23 protein-coding genes and 4 pseudogenes are annotated in these 22254 nt (G+C 60.3%); 13 read left to right on the forward strand and 14 right to left on the reverse strand.

The genetic code is table 11. From position 1 onward, the window contains the following. Together ACXJKO_RS00005 and ACXJKO_RS00010 are read left to right on the forward strand one after the other, a co-directional pair. Window positions 1-171 (forward strand): annotated as a pseudogene (locus ACXJKO_RS00005) (ISNCY family transposase); the annotation flags it as partial. Window positions 172-567: 396 nt separating this feature from the next. Beyond that, entirely contained in the window at window positions 568-717 is a 150-nt protein-coding gene (locus ACXJKO_RS00010) for a hypothetical protein (protein WP_457089020.1), read from the forward strand. Between the two features lie 160 nt (window positions 718-877). Here ACXJKO_RS00010 and ACXJKO_RS00015 read toward each other — a convergent pair whose 3' ends face one another. Next, entirely contained in the window at window positions 878-1075 is a 198-nt protein-coding gene (locus ACXJKO_RS00015) for a hypothetical protein (RefSeq protein ID WP_457089021.1), read from the reverse strand. 592 nt (window positions 1076-1667) lie between these two features. Here ACXJKO_RS00015 and ACXJKO_RS00020 point away from each other — a divergent pair. After that, window positions 1668-1868: a hypothetical protein gene (locus ACXJKO_RS00020; protein ID WP_457089022.1), complete on the forward strand. Its 201-nt coding sequence runs from the start codon at window positions 1668-1670 to the stop codon at window positions 1866-1868. A gap of 2 nt (window positions 1869-1870) precedes the next feature. Here ACXJKO_RS00020 and ACXJKO_RS00025 read toward each other — a convergent pair whose 3' ends face one another. Continuing rightward, window positions 1871-2110 (reverse strand): WGR domain-containing protein, encoded by a 240-nt coding sequence (locus tag ACXJKO_RS00025; protein WP_457089023.1) that lies wholly within the window; start codon window positions 2108-2110, stop codon window positions 1871-1873. A 393-nt stretch (window positions 2111-2503) separates the two neighbouring features. On the opposite strand from ACXJKO_RS00025, the gene ACXJKO_RS00030 reads away from it, so the two are divergent. Further along, on the forward strand, window positions 2504-3124 hold the full coding sequence (locus ACXJKO_RS00030; RefSeq protein WP_457089024.1) for a hypothetical protein: 621 nt from the start codon (window positions 2504-2506) through the stop codon (window positions 3122-3124). 1 nt (window position 3125) lies between these two features. On the opposite strand, the pseudogene ACXJKO_RS00035 reads toward ACXJKO_RS00030, so the two are convergent. Further along, window positions 3126-3227 (reverse strand): annotated as a pseudogene (locus ACXJKO_RS00035) (IS5/IS1182 family transposase); the annotation flags it as partial. Continuing rightward, a pseudogene (locus ACXJKO_RS00040) lies at window positions 3213-3305 on the reverse strand (IS5/IS1182 family transposase); the annotation flags it as partial. The pseudogenes ACXJKO_RS00035 and ACXJKO_RS00040, both read right to left, overlap by 15 nt. Window positions 3306-3352: 47 nt before the next feature. Between ACXJKO_RS00040 and ACXJKO_RS00045 the strand changes: the two are divergent. Next, on the forward strand, window positions 3353-3955 hold the full coding sequence (locus ACXJKO_RS00045; protein WP_457089025.1) for a DUF1993 domain-containing protein: 603 nt from the start codon (window positions 3353-3355) through the stop codon (window positions 3953-3955). A 155-nt stretch (window positions 3956-4110) separates the two neighbouring features. Here the strand turns inward: ACXJKO_RS00045 and ACXJKO_RS00050 are convergent, their stop codons facing one another. The 3 genes from ACXJKO_RS00050 to ACXJKO_RS00060 form a co-directional block, all read right to left on the reverse strand. After that, entirely contained in the window at window positions 4111-4296 is a 186-nt protein-coding gene (locus ACXJKO_RS00050; protein ID WP_457089026.1) for a hypothetical protein, read from the reverse strand. Next, window positions 4293-4574: a hypothetical protein gene (locus ACXJKO_RS00055; protein WP_457089027.1), complete on the reverse strand. Its 282-nt coding sequence runs from the start codon at window positions 4572-4574 to the stop codon at window positions 4293-4295. The genes ACXJKO_RS00050 and ACXJKO_RS00055 overlap by 4 nt, the downstream gene beginning before the upstream one ends. A 185-nt stretch (window positions 4575-4759) precedes the next feature. Beyond that, complete coding sequence (locus tag ACXJKO_RS00060) at window positions 4760-5050, reverse strand: hypothetical protein (RefSeq protein ID WP_457089028.1); 291 nt, start codon at window positions 5048-5050, stop codon at window positions 4760-4762. Between the two features lie 173 nt (window positions 5051-5223). Here ACXJKO_RS00060 and ACXJKO_RS00065 point away from each other — a divergent pair. Beyond that, window positions 5224-5343, forward strand: a pseudogene (locus ACXJKO_RS00065) (MerR family transcriptional regulator); the annotation flags it as partial. Window positions 5344-5648: 305 nt separating this feature from the next. On the opposite strand, the gene ACXJKO_RS00070 reads toward ACXJKO_RS00065, so the two are convergent. From ACXJKO_RS00070 to ACXJKO_RS00080, 3 genes are all read right to left on the reverse strand, one after another. After that, complete coding sequence (locus tag ACXJKO_RS00070) at window positions 5649-6479, reverse strand: DMT family transporter (protein ID WP_457089029.1); 831 nt, start codon at window positions 6477-6479, stop codon at window positions 5649-5651. An 85-nt stretch (window positions 6480-6564) separates the two neighbouring features. Next, window positions 6565-8955 carry a PIG-L family deacetylase gene (locus ACXJKO_RS00075; protein ID WP_457089030.1) on the reverse strand — a complete coding sequence of 797 codons (2391 nt, stop codon included), beginning with the start codon at window positions 8953-8955 and terminating at the stop codon, window positions 6565-6567. Next, window positions 8945-10198: an ROK family transcriptional regulator gene (locus ACXJKO_RS00080; protein ID WP_457089031.1), complete on the reverse strand. Its 1254-nt coding sequence runs from the start codon at window positions 10196-10198 to the stop codon at window positions 8945-8947. Before ACXJKO_RS00080 ends, ACXJKO_RS00075 begins: the two co-directional genes overlap by 11 nt. Window positions 10199-10354: 156 nt before the next feature. On the opposite strand from ACXJKO_RS00080, the gene ACXJKO_RS00085 reads away from it, so the two are divergent. The 6 genes from ACXJKO_RS00085 to ACXJKO_RS00110 all read left to right on the forward strand — a co-directional run bounded on the left by ACXJKO_RS00085 (window position 10355) and on the right by ACXJKO_RS00110 (window position 16898). Continuing rightward, window positions 10355-11620, forward strand: coding sequence for an extracellular solute-binding protein (locus ACXJKO_RS00085; RefSeq protein ID WP_457089032.1), 1266 nt, complete (start codon window positions 10355-10357; stop codon window positions 11618-11620). 75 nt (window positions 11621-11695) lie between these two features. Continuing rightward, window positions 11696-12571, forward strand: a complete 876-nt coding sequence (locus ACXJKO_RS00090) for a carbohydrate ABC transporter permease (protein ID WP_457089186.1) — start codon at window positions 11696-11698, stop codon at window positions 12569-12571. Continuing rightward, window positions 12571-13422, forward strand: a complete 852-nt coding sequence (locus ACXJKO_RS00095; RefSeq protein ID WP_457089033.1) for a carbohydrate ABC transporter permease — start codon at window positions 12571-12573, stop codon at window positions 13420-13422. The genes ACXJKO_RS00090 and ACXJKO_RS00095 overlap by 1 nt, the downstream gene beginning before the upstream one ends. Window positions 13423-13426: 4 nt before the next feature. Continuing rightward, window positions 13427-14935 carry an argininosuccinate lyase gene (gene argH / locus ACXJKO_RS00100; RefSeq protein WP_457089034.1) on the forward strand — a complete coding sequence of 503 codons (1509 nt, stop codon included), beginning with the start codon at window positions 13427-13429 and terminating at the stop codon, window positions 14933-14935. Then, window positions 14935-16005: an ABC transporter ATP-binding protein gene (locus ACXJKO_RS00105; protein ID WP_457089035.1), complete on the forward strand. Its 1071-nt coding sequence runs from the start codon at window positions 14935-14937 to the stop codon at window positions 16003-16005. Before argH ends, ACXJKO_RS00105 begins: the two co-directional genes overlap by 1 nt. Next, window positions 16002-16898, forward strand: coding sequence for a carbohydrate kinase family protein (locus ACXJKO_RS00110; protein ID WP_457089036.1), 897 nt, complete (start codon window positions 16002-16004; stop codon window positions 16896-16898). The genes ACXJKO_RS00105 and ACXJKO_RS00110 overlap by 4 nt, the downstream gene beginning before the upstream one ends. Before the next feature lie 166 nt (window positions 16899-17064). On the opposite strand, the gene ACXJKO_RS00115 is transcribed toward ACXJKO_RS00110, so the two are convergent. Continuing rightward, on the reverse strand, window positions 17065-17982 hold the full coding sequence (locus ACXJKO_RS00115) for a phosphatidylglycerol lysyltransferase domain-containing protein (protein ID WP_457089037.1): 918 nt from the start codon (window positions 17980-17982) through the stop codon (window positions 17065-17067). A 586-nt stretch (window positions 17983-18568) separates the two neighbouring features. On the opposite strand from ACXJKO_RS00115, the gene ACXJKO_RS00120 reads away from it, so the two are divergent. After that, window positions 18569-19534: a calcium-binding protein gene (locus ACXJKO_RS00120; protein WP_457089038.1), complete on the forward strand. Its 966-nt coding sequence runs from the start codon at window positions 18569-18571 to the stop codon at window positions 19532-19534. Window positions 19535-19555: 21 nt separating this feature from the next. On the opposite strand, the gene ACXJKO_RS00125 is transcribed toward ACXJKO_RS00120, so the two are convergent. The 3 genes from ACXJKO_RS00125 to ACXJKO_RS00135 form a co-directional block, all read right to left on the reverse strand. Beyond that, window positions 19556-19945: a YbaN family protein gene (locus ACXJKO_RS00125; protein ID WP_457089039.1), complete on the reverse strand. Its 390-nt coding sequence runs from the start codon at window positions 19943-19945 to the stop codon at window positions 19556-19558. A gap of 79 nt (window positions 19946-20024) precedes the next feature. Further along, window positions 20025-20252, reverse strand: a complete 228-nt coding sequence (locus tag ACXJKO_RS00130; RefSeq protein ID WP_457089040.1) for a DUF6894 family protein — start codon at window positions 20250-20252, stop codon at window positions 20025-20027. Window positions 20253-20883: 631 nt separating this feature from the next. Beyond that, the gene (locus ACXJKO_RS00135) at window positions 20884-22176 is read right to left on the reverse strand and encodes an amidase (RefSeq protein WP_457089041.1); all 1293 of its coding nucleotides are present in this window, start codon (window positions 22174-22176) and stop codon (window positions 20884-20886) included. Window positions 22177-22254: the final 78 nt, after the last annotated feature.

Below are 22254 nucleotides of genomic sequence, written 5' to 3' on the forward strand. Positions count from 1 at the left end.
AGGACCTTTGACCGACGGCAGCAGGTGGATCAGGCGGCGGTTGTCGAGAACAAGCGGCTGGGTCCGGTGCTGGCCTATATCGCGGAGCGGCAGAAGGAGCTCGACATGAGCCGCAGCCGCAAAGCACCGCGTCGGCGAGGGCAGGCCAAGAGCCTGTTCAAGGTGGGCTGAACTCTCAGCAGTCGCTCCTCAGAAGTGACATCTCTAACGAGCACAATCAGTGACTTGTCTAACGAGTTCTGACATCGCGGACAATTACCTCAATCGCGGAGAAGCGGTTTCCATGCCCGGATCTGCCGATCAGAGCAGAAGCGCGGTGGATCTCCGAAGAGGCGCCAATAGCCAATCCCGGCCTTGGGGTTCAGCGTCCAGTATCCCACGGACAGCGGGACCTCGGGAGGGGTCTCGTCCTCGGTCATCCAGAGGATCACAGGCGCGCCATCACGCGGTGCATCACTGATCGGGAACCAACCCCCGTTTCGAGATTCCATTGACATAGCCGGATGGATCTCCAGCGTGACTGCGGCGTTTGCATGCCGTCCATAGATCTAACCAGCGAAACGCTAAATGAATCTTCCCGCCTCTGAACGTCCCTTTCGGCCGAATGATCCTCAAGCCGAACTTGATCAGTTCGGCCACCAAGCCGCCTCCCTCCTGGCTCTCGTCCTGACACTTTCCGGTATGACCTATGCGATCCTGATGCAGGTGTTTCTCTGAGCCTCTTCGCGAGCAGGCCTCAGTACCGATAGCCATAGGACGGATAGGGCTGGTAGCCGTAGGTCGCCCGGCGAGGGGCACGCCCGCCTAGGCACTTCACCTCTCCCTTGTACTGGCGGCTCTTCTCCAGCTTGTGCTCGTACTTGCACCGACCGTCGTCCTATTCCTGCTTAAAAGCCCGGCGCTCACGGCGAGGACGCTCATAGCTGTATCCCCGGCCGGGATAGTCGTAGCTGCGCTCGTAGCCGCCACGCCAGCGGCCTTTGCCACTCTCGTCCTTGTCCGGGTCGGCCGAGGCGCTGCCTGCCCATCCGACCAGGATCAGGCTCAGCGCGGCAATCCATCCAAGAACCTTCATGACTCGACCCCTTACGCTCTCAGGGCGAACGTGGGGGCATGGGGAAGGTTCACTATGCGGGTCAGCCTGAACTGGACCCAAATGGTGGCTCCGCCGCATTCCATATTGCGGCCTTATCGAAAATTCGCGAGGCGTTCCGATAGAACCTGGATCAACTCGAAATGGTTTTTCAGAGCCTCCTCCACGGGGGCACCGAAACCAACGCCCGCTAAGGCGCGAATTTGCTTTTCCTCATAGGCGATGCGCTGCCGAATGCTTTCGGGGTGGTGTGCTTTGCCGCCTCTTTTTGCACCCATCTGGATGGCTGACCGTTTGGCCTAGGCAGCAGACCCTCAGGGTTGCTGTCCCAAAAGGTCAATTTGCCCCACGGAATAAGCCGGGCAATAAACTGCTCTATCACATCTTCTCGATGAGAGGGTTTCGCGTCTCATTCGGCCAAGCAAACTTGGCACCCTCGTGCCCCGGAAGCCAGTTCCATACTGGCAGTTCTGCAAATTTCACGGTCTGTTTCGCGCGAGGCGCAGCCCATAGGCCATCTGGCCTAATTTTTCCGATCCGGCGATCCGCTAGATGTTCGGTCCAGGAGAAGGTCTTGCGCGATTACACACCCGACCAGGGCGAACACGTCCATAAGATTGGGGAGGCCGAGGCCTACTTGGCCCGGCACGAGAAGCGCACCCGTGTCGTCCTCATCCTACTCTGCACTCTCAACGCGATCCTGCTCGCGCTAGTCGTGGACTGTTTGTGGGATGATGCATGGATGCAGGAAAGCGTCCGTGACCTCCTTCCATAGGCTCACAGATCCCGATAGCCGCGCCGCCGCTTGACCCGTGCGAGTGCCTCTAAAGCCTTGCCAGCCTCGCACTTCCCTGCATGCTCATCCAGTCGGATCCTGCCGGCTGTGCCGATCCGGCCCCAGCGCCTTACGAGAACGGCGCGTCCCAGCAGATCCCGCTCCACCTCGAGGGAATAGAACCGGGCCACGTTCTTCGTCGGATCGACCTTGCGCAGCGTGACGGGCTGAGTTTTCAGCAAGTCCGCACCCAATCCAAACTTGGATGCGGGTCCGACGTCGTGCCGGCTGGCTTGAAGAAAGGCAAAGGACAGTTGGCGCATAGGCGTCGTCTCGCTGGTGGGCCTTGGACATTAACGCCGGAAACCGTCAATTGATTCATACAATCGTGGGCTATGCGTCGAGAGGATGAATGACTACGCTGCGGGCCGTTGTCCCAGGCTCCACATGATGAAATCCAGCCTACTATCCATCGCTCTCGTTCTAGGGATTGGCCTCTCTGCACATGCCCCGAACGCCCCTGTCGCAGCGTCTTCGGGGAAGATCCGGCTTACTGAATCCTATATCCAGGCGTCATGTGCGCTTAACAAGGCACTCGCAAGTCAGCCAGATGTTACCAAGGTTTCTCCGAAAAGGTGGAGGAAGCCTTCAACAGATGGACAGAGCTGGAAGAGCAGTACAAGGATGTTCTCAGCCGTCCCTACCCTCCGGACCTAGAGGCTTACGTCCCAACTCCCTTTGAATATGCAGAGCACCTGTTCACTGGCTTTCCTTGCGAAGAAGCCTTGTGGACCAAGGCATCATTGCCAACAGGATTCCGCTGCCGCCTCGACCGCATGGTGTTCCGGGATCCAGCCCGAAAGCAGGAGTTGAAGGCAGAGGGTGGAAGTATGCAGTTCGTCTTTGTCTATGATGACGAGGACGGGAGGAAGACTGAGGAGACGCCTCGTCCTCTCAAGGCGGGAGCGCCCCAAGTAGCAGGTTTCATCTTTGTACGAGGGCAGATGGCAGGTAAGTCCTTCACCGTTGTTCGGGAGTGGACTGGAGGCAGCCCTGTAGAAGCGCTAGCTTCCCGGGAGACGAATGACAAGGATCCAGACGATGCGGTCATGCCCGCCATCAACCTGCCCTACGTGACTGCTGCCAATGCCGCCATGTTCGTCTTCGATCTGAAGAACGACACTCCCGCAGTCAGAGATGAGCAAGGTGGGCCATTAAAGGACCTCCAGTTCCTCCCTTACAAGTGCCAGAAGTAGGCTAGGCCGTAGCCTCATAAGCTCGGAGCCACAGCCGCATCGAGGCGAGTTGGATCATGGCGAGGAAGTTGGCGGCGAGCTTGTCGTAGCGGGTAGCAACGCGCGGCACGCCTCGCGGCTTGTTGGGCAGCAGCGGCTCGATAACGCGCCACTCGAAGTGGGTCAGATCRTATCGGCTCATGCCGATGCTGAATCAGGGTTCCACCCAATGGGCAAGACCCCCTGCCTATGACCGCGCTTGCCTTGCCGTTGTGGCCGTCACGCCACATACTCACCATGATCCAAATTGCTCGAGAGAGGAAGGCAATGCCGACATCACTCTACGACCTCAGCGTGCCGACCTTCCTGCAAACCGTAAGATCCGTCGGAGGCTTTCTCGACCGTGCAGCCAGCCACTTTTCAAACACCGGTGTCGATCCCGATAATTTCGTCAACACCCGCCTCTTCGACGACATGGCGCCATTTCATTTTCAGATCGAAGCGGCATGGCATCATTCCGTGTGGGGGGTCGAGGCTCTCAAGACCGGCGCGTTCACCCCGCCCGCCTTGGTCGGACCTGTTCCCTTCACTGACCTACAGGCGATGATCGGCAAGGCAGAAACGGCGCTGGAGGCGTTCGTTCCCGAAGAGATTAACGACTGCGCGGGCAAGCACCTAGAGCTCCAGATCGGCCCGCGACGGCTTGCTTTCACGTCGGAGACCTTCATTCTCTCTTTCTCTCTGCCAAACTTCCATTTCCACGCCGTCACCGCATACAACATCCTTCGCTCGCGAGGCGTGCCGCTCGGTAAACGTGATTACGAGGGTCGGCTGCGCACCAGTTCATTCTGAGCCGAAATTTGGCCTCCCGCAAAAGGACCGTTGCCATTCGAACACCGCGACCACCCGCCTTTTATGAGTTCACGGCCTAGCTGGCGCAAACGTCGTCAGACATCGGCAGCCATGAACGCTTCCGGCGTCCGGCTCATTGCACCACCTCGGGGACTTCAACCCCCCACCAGCCGAATGACCATGAGGTTGTCGCCTTCGGTCCATTTCGGCGAGGCCTTCAGTTCCGCGGTCTTCTGCTGTTCTTCCCCGTCACTAGCCACGAGGATCGTATGCCACTTGCCCGTATCCTTCGGAGCCTTCTCCTCCAGGACCTCAAGGCGTCTGATGATGCTGCGGTTCATCGGGTATTCCTTCCATGGTCATGGACCCGGCGCCCGTTCATGGCGACATGGGCCAGCAGATCCGACATCGTCTTGTCTGTGGTGAAGGGATCCGCCTGGGTGAACCCGTGGACCTGCACGAAGACGTTCCCCGGGCGAGCGCCATGCTCCTCAAGGAAGGCAGCCCGTTTCTCTTCGAATTCCTCTTCAGTGTGCGCCGGGATGACGTGCACTAGGCCGTCACGATAGGAGACGCAGGCCTCCAGCTTCGCCAAGCGACTGAGTGTCGTTCGCTTCATTGTTGACACTCCGGACGTGCGAGGATGTCCACCCATTCCTCATGGATGCGAGTGCCGGGAAGGACTCAGCCCCTCCCGTCTCGTGGTGTTCAGCCGAGATGCCGTAGTTCCAATCCATGATGAAATCCGACGCCGCTGCCCTTCCAGATGCAATCAGTCCTGAACGCTGGGTTTCGTATTCGGCTTCATCCCGGGCATAGATGACGTGCATGTGTCCAAGCACCGGGGCAAGCGAGCCCTCCAGCCGCTCCAGGCGCCTCATCGTTGTTCTGCTCATTTCGCCCCTGTGCTGCTTCTAGCTTGTCGAGACGCTGCTGGATCTCGTGCAACTCAACCGCCTTAGTGAAGCCTTCCACGAATTTGGATAGTTCACCGGCCTCTCCGGGTGTGATTTCTCCATTAGCCACCGCTTCAGCCAGAGCAGCCGTTGCCTTCACCGCATCCTCAACCTTCTCCAGCTTCGGCATGGTGAACATCACAGGCCTTTCCTTCCGAGGTGGCAGGAGCCGTTCCAGCACCAGACGCATGGCCGCGCCGTCGCCTGTTAGAGCCATTTCGACAGCCTTGCGCGTGATAGCCTCCGCCTCTCCGTCTAGAAGGGCTTCCAGGGCCAGCGTCGTCTTGTTGCGGGTTCCTCTCGGCTTCCCGGCTGACAGCCCTGCGCGACGAGCTGGAAGCGATGGTTGCCTGTGACCATCGCAAGATCTCCGAATGTCGGATCATCGAAGTGCTAGCCGATCATGGACAATGCCAGCACTCACAGCATTAGACGCGCCAGCTCATCTGCCGAAAGCAGTTCAGATTTCGGAATAGCTCATCAGTGGGGAGCCACCGCACAATTCGAAAACTCATCGCATTCGCCTATGCAATTGCCTGCTTGAGTTGCCACAATCAGGAGCGCAGGTGAACGCTCCATGAAAAGCCCGGCAAGAGATTCGATCTCACCTCTATGTGATCTATCAAATGCCTGATGCCGCTCTGCCGCTTCCCTGTTTTGATCCTTAGGGAATCTGCTGCCAAGTAACACACCAGTTTAGACTTTTTGAAAGCAGGGACGCATCAACAGTAAGGAATTTAAACCCGTTCCCGCTTTCTGAGCCACCGTTCGGCTGGTGTGGCCAATAGCGTGGTCGAGATCACGATGGCTGCACCTAAGCCCAGAGACAGCGACGGAATTTCTCCAAAGAAAAACCAGCCTGCAAGACCTGAGAAGGCGATCGACAGGTATCCGATCGGGGCCAGAAGCCGCGTCTCCTGCTTCTGATAAGCTTGAAGCCAGCAATATTGCCCCAGCTGAGCCAGGACGCCCACGAGGATGATGTTCGGAGCCTCATCCCAGGGAATCGGCACCCACACGATGGCGGCGGGAATGGACGTCAACACAGTCAGGCCAACTGTATAGAAGAGCATGAGCACCACGGTGTTCTCATGTGCAAGCCGTCTCGTCTGAACGACCGCCAACGCGCCGAAGACGACGGACCCGAAGGCTGCGATCAGTCCCATGTTCCACGGGATCGAATCCGGCTGAACGATGATCACGATCCCAAGGAAGCCGAGCGCCGTGAACACATAACGCGTTCTGCTGACGCTTTCTCCAAGGATGAGGGCCGCCATGACCAGCTGGATGAGCGGCCGGGTGAACCCGATGGCCGTTACCAAGGCGAGAGGAAGCGCTGCGAAGGCCGCGAAATTACAGGTCAGGGCGACGGAGTTGAAGCCGACCCTCGCAAGATGATTGCGGATGTTCGAAAGGTTCGTCAGCTTGGCACGGTGACGCCACATCAGCGGCGCCACGGCGATGAAGCCGACGAGCGAGCGCAGGAAGACGAGTTGGACGGCCGGATAGGTTTCGCCTTCGGCCTTGACGATGGCCTGCATGATCGTGACCAGCGTCATGTCAAGCAACAGCCAGCCGACACTCCTCCATAACGGGACCGAGGACGCAGCCGTATCGCTTTCGGGGTGAGCCGCCATGGTCTCTCACGGGCCTTCAGGCAGGCTGAATCAGATTAGCCAGCAGGCGGAACGCGCCGGGAACCAGCTTGTCCAACTGATGGTGCAGCACGAGCGCCACATGGGTATGGCGTCCCCGCCCGATGCAAGCCGAAATGAGTGAGCCTTTGAGCGGTTTCTCTTCTGGGTCATTCAGAGCAAGAAGCTCCTCATAGGCGGGATCGTATTCTGCCGCGAAATAGAGCCCTCTCTCCTTGTCCCAACCCTGCCAGTCCTTCGCTTCGATTCGGTTTGGATATGTCAGCAAGGGATGATCCGGCTTCAGAACCGTCACCGGAGCGGAGGGATCGGTCACGCGCCACCGAAGCGATGGCGAACCGATGGCAAGGCGACTTGGCGGCGTATGAGCGGGGTCCCAACCATCGGTGGGGCGATGGTAGAGCGTCACCAGATGCCCGCCATCCTCCACGAAACGATGCAGGCGTCCAGTTGCGGCCTGGAGGTCCCGTCGAAGCCCGAACGCGAAGATGCCGACAACGATGGTCGTGAATTCCGAAAGCGAGCCCGTCTTCAGATCTGCTTCCGTGAGATCCGTTACGTCGAGACCGAGACGGCGCATGTGAGTGCCGACATTGTCGCTTCCGCCCCCCACATATCCGATGCGCGCATCGGTCGGCAGAGCAACATCGAGCGTGAGAATCGTGAGCTCAGCCGGCGTCATGAACGACGTGGGGCGGATATGGGAATAGGCGATTGTCTGGACCTGACTTGCCGGTCTGCCATCGACGAGAGGGATCAGCCTTGAAGTTCCGGCACTCGCCTTTTTTGGCGGATCGACGATCCAATCATTGCCTTCTGCTCGGATGTTCCAGCCGTCCGGTTTCTGCCACTCCGTGGGGCTGGCTCCCACGGCCTGAACCCGGATGCCGGAGGGATGATCTCCGACCCTGATGACGGCAATGGTGGGATCGAGAGACAAGGATTGCAGAGGGCCGATCTTCAGGGGCTCTTCAGGATCCAGATCGACCCTGATCGTGCGCCCTTCCACATCTCCCGAGACAATGATTCCAGCTTCACCATTGCCGCCCATGGAATCGTAGACCTCGGGATAATTGCCCGTATGGGATGCCGACGCTGGAATCATGATCGCATACTCGACATGCCCCGGCGCGTTCGCTGTCTCGACAGCTTCCATCCCATCGGGGAGACGGGGTGAAACCGCGAGGTTCGTCAGACCGGGCGCGTCGATGTGGATGTCCAAGACCATCTTCGCGCCCGGATGGCACGCGCCCTTGAAAACCGCACGCGCTGCATTTGCATGCACCTCGAAGAGGACGGCATCGATCTCCCGCAGCTTACGGTCGAGGCGATGGCCTATCCGGTCAGCAACCTCCTGATCCAGTTCTGTCTTGACGGCTTCGATCAGGTGCGCCGCCCGCCCAAGCGTTTCGCCGATCCGCTTGCGATCCGGGAACGCGGCAATGGCGGCATCGATGTGTTCCTGCGCCTCTCGCAAAGCCGCAGCTTCGGTCGGCCTCAGTGCAAGGGCAAGGTCCGCGAGGCTTGCCGGCAGGTGGTCGCGAATGTCGCTCTCGGGGCCCAGTAAGCCGCCGGCCCGAAGCTTCAGATGAAGACTCCACTGATCGATCGGATCGTCGTGCCACTCCCCCATGCCTTGGGATGCATGCGACACCCGGGACCATTCACCGAGCTGGCGGTATGCCAAACCGGTGACGTCATCGTCTCCGGCAACCTGAACGCTGAGCGTCGCGGGCGGTGGAGGCACCTCGTCGTCATACGCATAGCCCGCACCCGACCATGCCGGCAGATAGAACTTGGAAACCTGCCACGGCTGGAGGCCCAAACCCGCATGTTCCGGAAAAGCCGATGGATCGGCTGCCAGGGCGAATGCTTTTTCAGCCGCGCGGGTCATCGCCCGATGATGGCCGTGCTGCCCCGGCACATCCAAAAAGGTCGGGATGACGATATCCGGCCGATATTGCCGATAGGCCCGGACGAGCCGCTCGACGATGCGTTCCTCGCCCCATCGCCGGAGCGTATCGTCCCCGTTCTTGGAGAAGCCGAAATCATGAATCGGATCGTCCGGTCCATGACCGAGCCATGCTACATCGGCATCCATGCGGCGGGCAGCCTGTTCCATTTCGGCAGTCCTCAGCACGCCGAGGGCGCCTCCCCGCTCCTGCCCGAGCGCATTCTGGCCGCCCTCTCCCCGTGTGGAGCAGGCCACGACGATGCGCATGCCATAGGCGAACCTCAAGGCTGCCAGCATGCCGTTGGCCTCATCGTCCGGATGCGCTCCGGTATTCATCACGGTAACCGAGGACCGCAGCCGACTTAAGGAGCGGTGCAACCGGACGAGCGCGGGCTGATGGACGGCGCGTGCGAGGCGGCTATGGTCATCCAGCAAGAGGGATCTCCTCGTTCGATTGTTCGCGATGAGTTGCCTGCGCAGTGTCGAGCCGGGGTGTCATCGCCTCTAGGAGCGGCAGGGACGCGGCGCCGAGCGCTGCGGTGAACCGACCCGTGCGTCCATGGATCAGGCGTGCATCGCTCCGGTTCCTGCGGCGCGCGACCGACAAAGGCAGCGGTTGCATGGCCCGTGTGAGATCTTCCAGCAGATCGGGAGGAAGGGCGCCGCCGATCACGATTGCCTCGGGATCGAAGAGATTTTCGAGCATCGCGATCTGAGGCGCGAGATAACCAGCCGCCTCCCGGATCCACGCCTCGACGACAGAATGCTTCTCGCGATGGAGCCGCTCCAGATGCGCATAATCGACATCGCGGATTCCAGCTGCCGCTAATTTTTGGGTCAGGGCATGGATGGATGCATATGCCTCCAGGCAGCCGTGCTGGCCGCACGAGCAGAGGCGCCCACCCTTCTCCACCATCACGTGCCCGATCTCGCCCGCATTGCCGTTGGCTCCGCGATACGGACGACCGTCGATCATGATGCCCAAGCCGAGCCCTTGCCCGAAATAGATCAGGCAGAAATTTTTCAGGTCCCTGGCAGCGCCGTGAAGACGTTCGCCGACCGCTGCTGCGGTGGCATCGTTCTCGAGCGTGATCGATAAGCCCAGCGTCTGCCCAATACCCGCCACCGCATCGAAATCCAGCCACCCCGACAAAGTCGTCGGCCCGACGGATGTCATGCCCTCGACATTGAACGGACCCGGCATCACGACACCGGCCCCAAGAAGTTGAGGCACGGGAGGTTTCAACTGCGCCTGCGCCGCCTCAATTTCGGCCTTGATGAGCGGAAGCACCGTTTCGGGATCGTTGCGCTGGATCGGCAAGGTGCGCTGCGCGCGAACGCGGCCGCCGATATCCACGAGGAGCGTGGTGATATGATCCGCGGCGACCTCGATTCCTGCGGTCATGCCGCCATCGGGATTGACGGCGAACTGGATCGGCGGCAGGCCACGGCCCGCCCGGAGACGCCCGGTCTTGATGAGCAACCCATCCGCGACAAGTTCCTCGACGATGTTCGAGACGGCCTGCGTGCTCAGATGCGCATGGCGCGAAATCTCCATCCGCCCGACCGGGCCGAGCTGGCGCACGACATCCAACACCACGCGGCGATTGTGAGAGCGGTTTCGCTCCGGATTGCTTCCGATCGTCGACGGCGCCCCGATTTTGGACTTTCTCGGCATCTCCGGCACTCCCTACCGCTACGATGACGGGAGGCAAAGAATAACTCAAGTTAATTATCTTATTGACAGGCCAATGACTCTAGGGGAGCCTTGACGCCGGAACGGTCTTTCGAAGGCCGCCACCAGAGAAAAGTCGGCGCCCCGCGCCGAGCCATAATGGAGAGGGATATGCGTTTTCGTCATCTGCTCGCGAGCGTCGCCATAAGCTTCGCTACCCTGGCTGCGTCCGGCGCCAAGGCCGTCGAGATCGAATATTGGCAGTATGTGTTCGATACGCGCGTCAAGGCGATGAACCAGCTGATCACCAAGTTCCAGGAAGCCAACCCGGACATCAAGGTCAAGCAGACCACCTTCCCCTATGCGGATTATCAGACGAAGGTCGCTGCCGCGATTCTGGCGGGCCAGGGCCCGGACGTGGTGCAGCTCTTCTACGGCTGGACTGACAACTTCATCGCCGGCAAGATGATCCGCCCCTTGCGCGCGGAGGCCTTCCCGGCCGCCGATATCGAGCGCGACTTCTTCCCGATCGTGAGCGCCATGAAGCGCGGCAACGATTATTACGGCTTGCCGACGGCCGTGCGCTCGCTGGCGCTGTTCTACAACAAGAAGGCCTTCAAGGATGCGGGCCTCGATCCCAACAATCCTCCCAAGACTCTCGAAGAGCTCGTCGCCGCCGCCGAGAAGACCACCAAGCGGGACGGCAGCGGCAACATGGTCTCCGCCGGCATTACCCTCGATATGGCCGGACAGGATCACCAATGGTGGCGCGAGGTGCTGGTTCGCCAGTTCGGCGGCGTGCCTTACACGGACAACGACACCAAGGTCACCTATAACGACGAGGCCGGCCTGAAGGCGCTGACCTTCTACACGGACCTCCAGCAGAAGCAGAAGGTCGGCCAAGTCGGTTTCATGGACGATGGGCAGGCAGCCTTCCGCGCAGGCCTTGCAGCCATGACCATCGACGGCACATTCCGGCTCGGCTCCTTCAACACGATCAAGGCCTTCGAATGGGGCGTGACCGAGCTTCCGGCTAACGCCCAGGGCGTGCGCAGCAACTATGCCAGCTATTTCGCCAACGCGATCACCACGAAGGTGGAGGGCGAGAAGCTTGCGGCGGCCGAGAAATTCCTGGCCTACGTCTCCTCGCCTGAGGCCATGAAGATCTGGCTGGAGGTCGTGGGCGAATTGCCGGCGCGGCGCGCGGCGGCTCTCACTCCCGAGAACACCGCTCACCCGGTTTATGGCCCGTTCCTCAAGGGTCTGGAGTATTCCCGCACGACCCAGTTCAAGGATGAAGCGGCCCAGCGGCAGGTGGCCATCGACATGGTCAACCGCGTCCTGATCGGCAACGAGGAGCCCAAGGCATCACTCGCCAAGGCCGCCGAAGCCGAGCAGGCGATCATCGACCGCGCCAAGCGCTGATCCAAGATCGCGAGGAAGCTGCTGATGTCCAATTTCACACATCAAGAGGCCGCCCCCGGCGGCCTCTGGTCAAGGATGAGCCTCGGCCACAAGCAAGTGATATGGGCGTGGGGCTTCCTCGCGGTTCCGCTACTCTTTTATGTCGTGATTCGGTTCTGGCCGACCTTCCAGGCTTTCTACCTCTCGGTCACCGACTGGACCATCACGAAGCCCGCCGCCTTCATCGGCCTGGAGAACTACAAGAGGCTGCTTTCGGATCCCCTCTTCTGGCAGGTGTTCCGCAACACCTTCATGTACCTGCTCCTGGGCACGCCGATCAGCCTGCTGATCTCGTTCGCCGTCGCCTATTATCTCGACCGGGTGCGCTTCATGCACTCGTTCATTCGCGCGCTGTATTTCCTGCCGTTCCTGACGACGGCGGCAGCGATGGCATGGGTGTGGCGCTGGTTCTACCAGCCGGTGCCCATCGGCGTGATCAACGATATTCTCTCGAGCTTCGGCATTCCCCAGCAGCCTTTCCTTCGCTCGACCTCGCAGGCGCTGCCGGCCGTGCTGGCGCCTGCGATTTGGGCGGGCCTCGGATTTCAGATCATCATCTTCCTCGCGGGCCTGAGGGCAATTCCGGTCACCTATTATGAGGCTGCGCGCATCGACGGACTCTCGGAAGCCGCAATTCTTCGGAAGATCACGATTCCGCTGCTCAAGCCGACCCTCGTCTTCCTGGTCGTTTTCTCGTCGATCGGTTTCCTGCGGATCTTCGATCAGGTCTACAACATCAACACGAACGATCCCGGCGGTCCTCTGAACACGACCAAGCCGCTTGTGTTGATGATCTACCAGACGGCGTTCAGTTCCTATGAGATGGGATACGCGGCCGCCCAGACCGTTGTTCTGTTCGTCATCCTGCTCGCGATCTCCCTTGTTCAACTGCGCATCATGAGAGACCGCTGATGACCATTGCCGCATCCTCTCAGGGTCTCCCCATGTCGCGGATCAAACCCGGCAGGGTTGTCGCCTGGACTCTCCTGTTCATCGGCGGCGTCATCATGGTGACGCCTCTCGTCTTCATGCTGTCGACCTCTCTCAAGGACGCCTCGCAGGTCTACGACCTCCGCGTAATCCCGGCAGCGCCGACATTCGACAACTACATCGAGATCTTGAGCGATGGACGCTTCATGCGCTGGTTCATCAACTCGATGATCGTGGCGATCATCGTCACTCTCTCGAACGTGTTCTTCGACAGTCTGGTCGGCTACACGCTCGCGAAATTCAAGTTTCGCGGTCGCTACATCGTCTTCATCGCGATCCTGTCCACGCTGATGATCCCGACCGAGATGCTGGTGCTGCCTTGGTATCTCATGGCGAGCCAGTTCGGCTGGCTCGACAGCTACTGGGGCATCATGTTCCCAGGCATGATGACGGCTTTCGGCACCTTCCTGATGAAGCAGTTCTTCGAGAGCGTGCCGGACGATTTCCTGGAAGCCGCGAGAATCRACGGGCTCAACGAGTTCACCATCTGGTGGAAGATCGCGATGCCGCTGGTGACCCCTGCCCTGTCGGCGCTTGCGATCTTCACCTTCCTCGGCAACTGGACGGCTTTCTTCTGGCCGCTCATCGTGACGACGAGCGCAGAACTCTACACCCTGCCCGTCGGCCTCTCGAGCTTCGCTGTCGAGCAATCCGTCCAGTGGGAGAGGATCATGACGGGCGCGAGCATCGCGACCTTGCCGACTCTCATCATCTTCCTGTTCCTTCAACGCTACATCGTCCGAGGCGTAATGCTGGCCGGACTCAAAGGCTGAACCGATGAACGCAGGCCCCTTCAAAGACACCTCCGTCTTCCCGGATCCGGTCTACAAGGAGACCGTGCTGCGTCCCCTGTTCGATGGGGCGAAGGGTCATCACGTCGAGGGTTTCCGCCTCATCGACCGTGCTCACCTCGTGATGCTCCATGAGACCGGGATTCTGACGATCGAACAGGCCCGGCCCATCGCCCAAGCTCTCGAGGCCATCGACCGCGAGGTCGATGTCGATGCTCTGACCTATACCGGCGAGGTGGAAGACTTCTTCTTCCTGATCGAGAAGGAACTCCGCGCCCGCTTGGGTCCCGATCTCGCGGGCCGCCTTCACACGGCGCGTTCCCGCAACGACATCGACCACACCTTGTTCAAGCTCGGTCTCAAAGAGCGGATCGATCCCCTACTGGAGCGCCTTGCTCGCCTTGCCGAAACCCTGGCATCGGTGGCGGAGCGGGAAAGCGGCACGCTCATCGTCGCCTATACCCATGGCCAGCCAGCACAGCCCACCGTCTTCGGCCATTATCTCTGCGCCGTTCTGGAAACCCTGCTGCGCGACATCGCCCGCCTGGAAGCCGCACGCGACATCGTCGACCGCAGCCCCATGGGAGCCGCCGCCATCACGACGAGCGGCTTTCCCATCGACCGGGACCTGATGGCCAGCCTTCTCGGGTTCAGACGTCCGTTGCAGAACTCCTACGGATGCATCGCATCCATCGACTACATCACCTCGACCTATTCCGCGATTCAACTGGTCTTCCTGCATCTCGGAAGGTTCATCCAGGACCTGCAGTTTTGGACGAGCTTCGAGGTCGGCCAAATCTATGTGCCCAACGCCTTCGTGCAGATCAGTTCGATCATGCCGCAGAAGCGCAATCCCGTTCCCATCGAGCATATGCGCCACCTGGCGTCGCAGACCGTCGGGCGGGCGCAGGCCATGCTCACGATCATGCACAACACGCCCTTCACGGACATGAACGACAGCGAAGGCGAGAGCCAGGGCTTCGGCTATGGCGCCTTCGAGAGCGGCGGGCGCGTCCTCGATCTGCTCGCTGCCCTCGTTCCGGCTCTGCGCATCAACCCCGACAGGGTTCGCCAGAACATTCGCCGCAGTTGCATCACGGTGACTGAGCTCGCCGACAGTCTCGTGCGCCGGGAGGGATTGTCGTTCCGCGAAGCGCACGAGATCGCAGCGGAAGTCGCGCGCTCCGTCGTTGCCGTCGAAGGCGACATCGCAACCGATGGCTATGAAGCCTTTCAGGAGGCCTTTGAACGCTGCACGAAACGCCGGACGGCGATCGACAAGGCACACTTCGCCGAGATCGTCTCGCCGGAGAACTTCGTCGCCGTTCGCGACCGGTTCGGTGGACCGGCCCCAAGGGCGCTGTCCGAGGCGATCGCCGGATACAATCAGGAAGTTTCTGGCATTCGCAATCGCATGCGGGAGACCGCACAGCGTGCTGAAGCCTCCACCCGAGTCCTCCAATCCCGTTTCACCGCGCTTCTCGGAGGCAAGTAATGGCGACCATTGAACTCAACAGCCTCGTCAAGCGCTATGGCCAGACGACGGTGGTCCATGGGATCGATCTGTCGATTCAGGATGGCGAGTTCGTCGTGCTGGTCGGCCCTTCGGGGTGTGGCAAGTCGACGACGCTGAGAATGATTGCAGGGCTTGAGGAAATCAGCTCAGGCGATATCAAAATCGGCGGGCATCTCGTCAACGACCGTCAGCCCAAGGACAGGAACATCGCCATGGTGTTCCAGAACTACGCCATCTATCCGCATATGACAGTCGCCGACAACATCGCCTTCGGCCTCTACCGATCCAAGCTGTCGAAGAGCGAAAAGCGTGAACGCGTCGAGCAAGCCGCCGAAACGCTCGGCCTGTCGCAGCTTCTGGAGCGCCGTCCATCGGCGCTTTCGGGAGGCCAGCGCCAGCGTGTCGCCATCGGCCGTGCGATGGTTCGCGATCCTGCCGCGTTCCTGTTCGACGAGCCTCTCTCCAATCTCGATGCTCAACTGCGCACCCAAATGCGCATCGAGATCAAGCGGCTTCATCACCGGCTCGGCACGACCTCGGTTTTCGTCACCCATGATCAGGTCGAAGCCATGACGATGGCCGACAGGATCGTGGTGATGCGCGATGGCCGCATCCTCCAGGTCGGAACACCCTTGGAGCTGTATGAAAAGCCTGTCGATGTCTTCACCGCGCGCTTCATCGGCAGCCCGACCATGAACCTGATACCTGCCTCCCTGCGGGATGGCGAGGCGGATCTGTCGACTGGCGGCTCGGTTCGAGTTCCACCTTTGCCGGCCACCACCTCCGACATCCTGGTCGGCGCGCGCCCGCAGGATCTCGTTCCAACAAATGACGGCTCGCATGGCCTGACCGTATCGGGCACCGTTGCCGTCGTGGAGACCTTGGGTTCTGAGACGCTCGTCCATATCGAGAGCGGCAACCAGACCGTCATCGGCTCGGCACCGGGCCGCCAGATCCCGCGGATCGGCGAGCACCTGACCCTCCATGCCCCGGCGGAGAGGCTCTACTACTTCGACAAGGCGACAGAGAAGGCCTTGGCAGCCCAATGAGCGGAATGCCCTCCGAGCGCAGCAAGGTTGTGTGCCTTGGGCGAACCTATTGCGACATCATCTTCATGGGCCTGCATGAGATGCCGGTGCTCGGCCGGGAGCGCTTTGCCCAAGACGTGACGATTGCGGCCGGTGGTGGCGCCTATATTACGGCTGCCCATCTTGCTTCCCTTGGCCGCTCGGCAGCGCTTCTCACCCGACTGGGCACCGACCCTCTGTCGCGGAGCCTCGATCCGGAATTCGAGACCAGCGGAATCGACCTGTCCTTTATCGAACGATCGGACGATGCCGGACCTCAGCCGACCGTCGCCTTGATCAAGGATGGGGAAAGAGCCTTCGTGTCCCGCCGCGCCGGTGGCTCCCGTCCAGCGACGTTGGAACGGGCCCTGTCGGCTCCTGACGTCGCGCATCTGCATATCGCGGAATTCGCAACCCTCGTGGACAACCCGGATGTAATCGCCATGGCGCGGAACTTCGGCCTGACTGTCTCACTCGACCCGAGTTGGGACGACCGGCTGATCCGCCAGGGCACCGACTTCTTTGAGATTTGTGCCGGAATCGATGTCTTCCTTCCGAACGTCGAGGAAGGAAAGGCGCTGACCGGCGAAAGCTCGGTAGAAGCGATCCTGGGCAGCTTAAAAGAAAGGTTTTCCGTGGTCGTGCTCAAGCGCGGTGAACACGGTGCGATAGCCTCCTGCGGATCGACTTGCGTTTCGGCTGCAGCGCTTCCCGTCAACGTAGTCGATACGACAGGAGCCGGTGACGCTTTCAACGCCGGCTTCCTGCATGCGTGGCTCGAAACCTTGAACCTTCAGAAAGGCCTGGAAGCTGGCATCGAAGCGGGCGCCCTCTCCGTCCAATCAGCAGGTGGAGTTCCGACGCGCGCCTCCTGATCTTGAGATGGATTCTGAGGATCTCAGATTGACCTTGGAACACCTACTGCCACCAAGCCTTTCTCCTCATCCCGCACATCGCTCAAGATCTCTGTAAGCCTTTGTTCTTGAAGGTTTCTGCGGGGCAGCTTATCAAGCCGCCTGCTTTGTAAGCAGATGAATCCCCTCACTGCTCCCGGGCGCCAAAGAGGCCGTGCATCTCCACCGGGCGGAAACGCTGCTTCAGTTCACGTAGTCCGGGGCGGCCGGCATCGGTCGAGTCGTTGAAGTGGATGAGGCCGGGGAATTCATCCATGAGGTGGTAGCGCAGGAGATGAGGCAGTCCCCGGAAGCTGTTGTCGGTGATGCAGAGGAAGTTGCATCCCATGGTGCCCGTGACGGAGCCTGAGAAGGCAAAGCCCCGCACCTCCCCATTGACCTCGACGACCAGCCCGTTGAGCAGGGAAGGCGGGAAACGGTCCGCCATCTCCAGGCAGGCGATCGTATAGGCGTAACCGTTGGCCTTCATGCCGCTGGCGACGAGCCTGTCCCACCAATCATCCACGAGAGCGATGCAGGCGGATCGATCATCGGCGGTGTAATGGCGCGTTTCGACCTGGCCCGGCTTTTTAGCGCGCGACAATTCCTGGCGCAGGCTTCTGAAACCGGGTCCCTCCAGCCCCATGACGGCTGCCCGATCGAAGATGAACTCTTCTTCCTTGAAGAAAATTTCGAAGCCCGCCCGCGCAACGGGGATAACGTCGCTCTCCTGCACCCAGACGATCCGGCCCGAGCGATTGCCGTTGAAATCCTGCATCCGCTCCTGGGCGTGGCGCAGCGCAACGAGATTGAACGGGAAGGGAGGGAGATACAAACTCAGCCGAAGCCGGCGCTGCCCTTGCCGCAACAGGTATATCAGGATGGCGTCCTCGACCCGTTCATAAAGCAGAACCTGCTTTTTGACGCTGTTGCCGAAGAGGTTGAGGAACGGAAAGTAATGCAGATGCGAAGCGATCGGCTTGCTTTCGACCGCGTCGGAGAAAATCTTGTGATCCCCAATGTTGATTGCTGCAAGTCCAGAAAGTTCACTTGGAATGCTGAGCATCTACAGCGCCTTCTAATCCCTAAGCATTCTTGATCGAAGGTCACCGGGGGTTCTCCACGGCAGAGACCTGTCGTGCCGATTGGGTTCCGATGAGTTCTGCCTGCCTTGCATCCGGCGGCTCCAGGCTTAGGATCAATGCGGATGATCTTAGTATCGATTCGTCCGGTAACGCCTTGGAAATTCTGGGGGAACCGAGTGGCACTCCACGAGTGGCACCTCAAATGAGTGCCAGCGGCAGACTCAACGAACACTCCGCCTTCTGTCGGCTATCCTACACTTCGATAACCCCAAGATTTGGCCCCTTTGAGGCAAAGCCGACTACCCCTTCCGGCTGAGGGCCAGGGGCAATCGGCGGCTGCAAAATTTTTGAGCAGCCGCCCTACATCGACGGCGGCCCTGCCAATCCTCTCCGGCTTTCGAGAATCGTCACTTTGCGCTCGCGAAAGCGCATGATGTGCTTACGTTGGAGATGGGAGAGAGGACCAAACTCTTATCCTCCTGCGGAAATGTATGGAACGGCGAAGGCATGACCCAAGTTGACGGTAAAGCCACGGTTTTCCCGTGTTTCCGTCAAGAGGTTTCTCCCATGCCGACAGTCATTGCCATCGAAGCCAAGCTCCTCGAAGTCCGAGGCATCAATGCGGGCTTCCACCATCTCTATCTCGTCAAGACGCAGACCGACGCCGCCGGCAATGTAATTTCAGAGAAGGTGATCCGCGGCACCCTCGGCGATGGCGGCAAACTCGAGACGCTGGCGAATGCAGATCTCGTCGGATCTCCGGACGATCGTGGATCGGACACGCTCATCGACAGGCATCGCAGGGAACTCGATCTCGGCGGCCGCAATGCCGAAGACGTGTGGAAGGTCATGGTGAAGCACGCGCATAATATCGACAGCGCCAATCTGAATTACAGCGTCGACATCTTCGGTCGCTTCGATGGCGACGATCTCAACAGCAATTCCGTAGTGGCATCGGTGATGCATTCGGTCGGCATCGAATGGTCAACGAATTACCCGTGGGGCATCAGCCGGTCGGAAGCCCCGCTCTATGGACAGCTCGCCTACATGCAAGTCAATGACGGAATAAACGGAACGCCACGGAACGACATTATCAAGGGCGGCGAAGGAAACGACCGCCTGTATGCAGGCGCAGGCAACGACCGCATGACCGCCGGCAGAGGCGACGATGTTCTCTCGGGCGGCTCAGGCGCCGATAACCTGCATGGCGGCGCAGGACAGGATGCGTTTCTGTTCAATACGAATCCCGACGGCACGACCAACCTCGACACCATCCGGGGCTTCTCCGTAGCCGACGACACGGTTTGGCTGGAGAGCCGCATCTTCACCGAGGCAGGCCCGGAGGGTCGCCTTATTTCCTCGTATTTCTGGAAAGGAACTTCTGCGCACGATTCGACGGACCGCATCATCTATGATTCCGCTGAGGGTGTTATCTATTATGATCCCGACGGTATCGGCGCTGTGGCACAGGTTGCGATCACCAATATCTCCACCGGACTTAAATTGACCAACGACGACTTCCGCATCGTCTGATCGGACGCATGAGGCGAGACGTCACCCGGCGTCTCGCTCGTTGTCCTCCCCCCGTTGTGACGGCAAGGGACGCGTGGCGATGTAAAGCGCCACGCTGCCCATGATTGCTGCGAGGACGAAGAGCAGATACCGGCTTTCGATCAGCCAAATGCCGATGAGATAGCAGATCAGCATGGATGAGAGAGCGAGGATTTTCGCCCGCCGCGAAATGGCTCCTTGGTCGCGCCACGCGGTGAGATGCGGGCCGAAGCGGGGATGCGCATAGAGCCGCGCCGCGAGAGCTGGATTGGAGCGCGCGAAACACCAGGCCGCAAGGATGAGGAAAGGTGTGGTCGGCAGCAGCGGCAGCGCGATGCCGACAACACCGAGCGCCAGGCTGAGATAGCCGAGGCCTAAGTGAACGCGACGCATGGGGATGATCTGCTGGGGCTGCCTCTCATGGGAGGCGTATAGCACTCGAACGGGAATGGGGCGATGGGTTCCGGATGTGTCAGGAGAGGCCGTGGCCGAGGTCGAAGACCATCATCAAGCGTCCCGATGCGTCGGTGACTTCCAGCCTCCAGCCCACCCAGTCGTCGTCCGTGGCATCCTCCTCGGATCGCAGTTCCTCGATGGCCATCAGCGCCTGAGTCTTCGCATGGCTGAGGCTTGCGACCTCGACGCCTTCGCTATCGGGGATATTCCCCATGTTGCTGACCAGATGGAAATAGTATCGCATGGTGCGGCTCGATTCTGCAGCTTCTCGCACTTGCATCATTGCCGCCGTTTTCAAGCGTTGGATGTAACCATTGCTAAGTCCAGTCAAAAAAGTGGGCGGAGCCGCATGACTCCGCCCGCATCTATTTTCTACCTTGTCGATACTCTGCTGACAAACTGGCAGAGTGCCGTTGAGTATTTCTCATAGTTGCCGAGTGTTGCTAGCACCCCTGAACAATTCCGCCGAAGCCTTTGTTGCTCATCGCTGCTCATGGATCGCCATGCCGCCACGGTGTTCGCGCTTGGGGCAGAGGTCACGCTAGGATTTTGCGTGCCTAGCCTGACGCTGGAGAGAGGATTGTGAATTTCAGTATGCCTTCTACGCAGAGATAACGTCATCACCCACTCTCCTTGTGGCGATGGACCGGCCCCCAGTGCCATGAATATGCCGATTAAGCGTGGGTTGTTCCGAAAATTGTCTCCGAATGGGTAATTATTTTGGATGAGTTATTATATAATACCAATAATTCCTATTTTATTTTATTACTCCAGATACATTACAATATTTGCAGACGATCTGAGGACGAGTGTGCCAGCTAATCCTTGCCGCAATACTCGTGATGGTCGTGGAGACGGTTTTCTCCACGACAAGGTCAGGAGGCAAGTATGGCCTCGATCCCGGCGGCGATCTCCAGCAGGCGGCGATCCGAGCCGTGGCGCGCCACCAGCATGAAACCGACCGGGCGCTCACAACCCGGCAGGGGCAGGGACACGGATGTCAGGTCGAACTGGTTGGCCATTTGCGTGTTGCGCAGGATCAGCCTGTCGGCATCGTTGTAGAGAACCTCGTCGGCTTCGAGCGGCGCGATGAGGGGGGCGGTGATCGCGGTCGCCGGCAGCGCCAGGACATCGACGGAAGCAAGGCGTCGATCCATCGCCTCGACCAGGGTGCGGCGCCGGCGCATCATGCGCAGATAGATATGAGCCGGCACGGCGCTGCTGCGCGCGAGCCAGTGATGCACGCGCGGATCGATGTCATCGGCGCGAGTGACGAGCCAGTCCGCGTGAATCTCGGCAGCCTCGACGGAAGCGATGGAGGCATGAATCGTGGCCTCCCGCATGGCGCGCAGTAGATCGTCGATGTCATGATCCACGACCCTTGCACCGGCCGTGCCGAGGAGACCGAGCTTTTTCTCGAAAGCGCTTTCCACCATTTCTTCTGTTTCGGTGAACAGGCGTCCGCGAGGAACGCCGATCCGCAATCCCGCAACCGGATAGGGATCGAGAGTTCGAGGCGCCTCCCCCGCCATTACCGCATCGGCAAAGGCGCAGTCCTGCACATTGCGCGCCAGCGGCCCGATGGAGTCGAGGCTCGGCGCGAGGGGAAAGACGCCATCGAGCGGAACGCGGTGCGCCGTGGGCTTGAACCCGACGACGCCGTTGAGCGCCGCCGGGATGCGCACGGACCCGCCCGTATCGCTGCCGATGGCGATCTCGCTCGTGCCTTCCGCGACCGACACGCCAGCACCCGACGACGAGCCGCCCGGAATGCGTGCCGGATCCACCGCGTTGCCCGGCGTGCCGTAATGCGGATTGAGCCCGAGTCCGGAGAAGGCGAACTCGACCATGCCGGTCTTGCCCAAGATCACGGCACCTGCCTGCCGCAGCCGGCCGACCACGGCGGCATCCCTGGCGGCGGACGACGCATCTCGCAAAACGATGGACCCGGCGGTCGTCACCTCGCCCGCCACATCGAAGAGGTCCTTGATGGAAACCAGCGCACCATCAAGCGGGCCGAGAGAGACACCGGCCTGCCTCCGGGCGTCAGAAGCATCGGCTGCCGCGCGGGCCGCCTCGGGATAGAGGCTCATGAAGACGCGCTCGTCCTCCTCGCGGGCGGCAAGCCGCGCCAGGATCATTTCCAGCTTGTCGCGTGTCGTCGTCATGCCATCCAGCCTGCATCGTAGGTGTCTTACACCTTCGCCGACCGCGATCGAGTGTCAAGCGCACCGCTCAGGATGGAG

The organism is Microvirga sp. P5_D2, from assembly GCF_054049475.1.

Coding starts and splice junctions, on each gene's coding strand:
- ACXJKO_RS00010 (WP_457089020.1), top strand. CDS start 568: ATGAATCTTCCCGCCTCTGAACGTCCCTTTCGGCCGAATGATCCTCAA.
- ACXJKO_RS00015 (WP_457089021.1), bottom strand. CDS start 1,075: ATGAAGGTTCTTGGATGGATTGCCGCGCTGAGCCTGATCCTGGTCGGA.
- ACXJKO_RS00045 (WP_457089025.1), top strand. CDS start 3,353: ATGACCGCGCTTGCCTTGCCGTTGTGGCCGTCACGCCACATACTCACC.
- ACXJKO_RS00050 (WP_457089026.1), bottom strand. CDS start 4,296: ATGAACCGCAGCATCATCAGACGCCTTGAGGTCCTGGAGGAGAAGGCT.
- ACXJKO_RS00055 (WP_457089027.1), bottom strand. CDS start 4,574: ATGAAGCGAACGACACTCAGTCGCTTGGCGAAGCTGGAGGCCTGCGTC.
- ACXJKO_RS00060 (WP_457089028.1), bottom strand. CDS start 5,050: ATGTTCACCATGCCGAAGCTGGAGAAGGTTGAGGATGCGGTGAAGGCA.
- ACXJKO_RS00080 (WP_457089031.1), bottom strand. CDS start 10,198: ATGCCGAGAAAGTCCAAAATCGGGGCGCCGTCGACGATCGGAAGCAAT.
- ACXJKO_RS00085 (WP_457089032.1), top strand. CDS start 10,355: ATGGAGAGGGATATGCGTTTTCGTCATCTGCTCGCGAGCGTCGCCATA.
- ACXJKO_RS00090 (WP_457089186.1), top strand. CDS start 11,696: ATGAGCCTCGGCCACAAGCAAGTGATATGGGCGTGGGGCTTCCTCGCG.
- argH (WP_457089034.1), top strand. CDS start 13,427: ATGAACGCAGGCCCCTTCAAAGACACCTCCGTCTTCCCGGATCCGGTC.
- ACXJKO_RS00105 (WP_457089035.1), top strand. CDS start 14,935: ATGGCGACCATTGAACTCAACAGCCTCGTCAAGCGCTATGGCCAGACG.
- ACXJKO_RS00110 (WP_457089036.1), top strand. CDS start 16,002: ATGAGCGGAATGCCCTCCGAGCGCAGCAAGGTTGTGTGCCTTGGGCGA.
- ACXJKO_RS00115 (WP_457089037.1), bottom strand. CDS start 17,982: ATGCTCAGCATTCCAAGTGAACTTTCTGGACTTGCAGCAATCAACATT.
- ACXJKO_RS00120 (WP_457089038.1), top strand. CDS start 18,569: ATGCCGACAGTCATTGCCATCGAAGCCAAGCTCCTCGAAGTCCGAGGC.
- ACXJKO_RS00125 (WP_457089039.1), bottom strand. CDS start 19,945: ATGCGTCGCGTTCACTTAGGCCTCGGCTATCTCAGCCTGGCGCTCGGT.
- ACXJKO_RS00130 (WP_457089040.1), bottom strand. CDS start 20,252: ATGCGATACTATTTCCATCTGGTCAGCAACATGGGGAATATCCCCGAT.
- ACXJKO_RS00135 (WP_457089041.1), bottom strand. CDS start 22,176: ATGACGACGACACGCGACAAGCTGGAAATGATCCTGGCGCGGCTTGCC.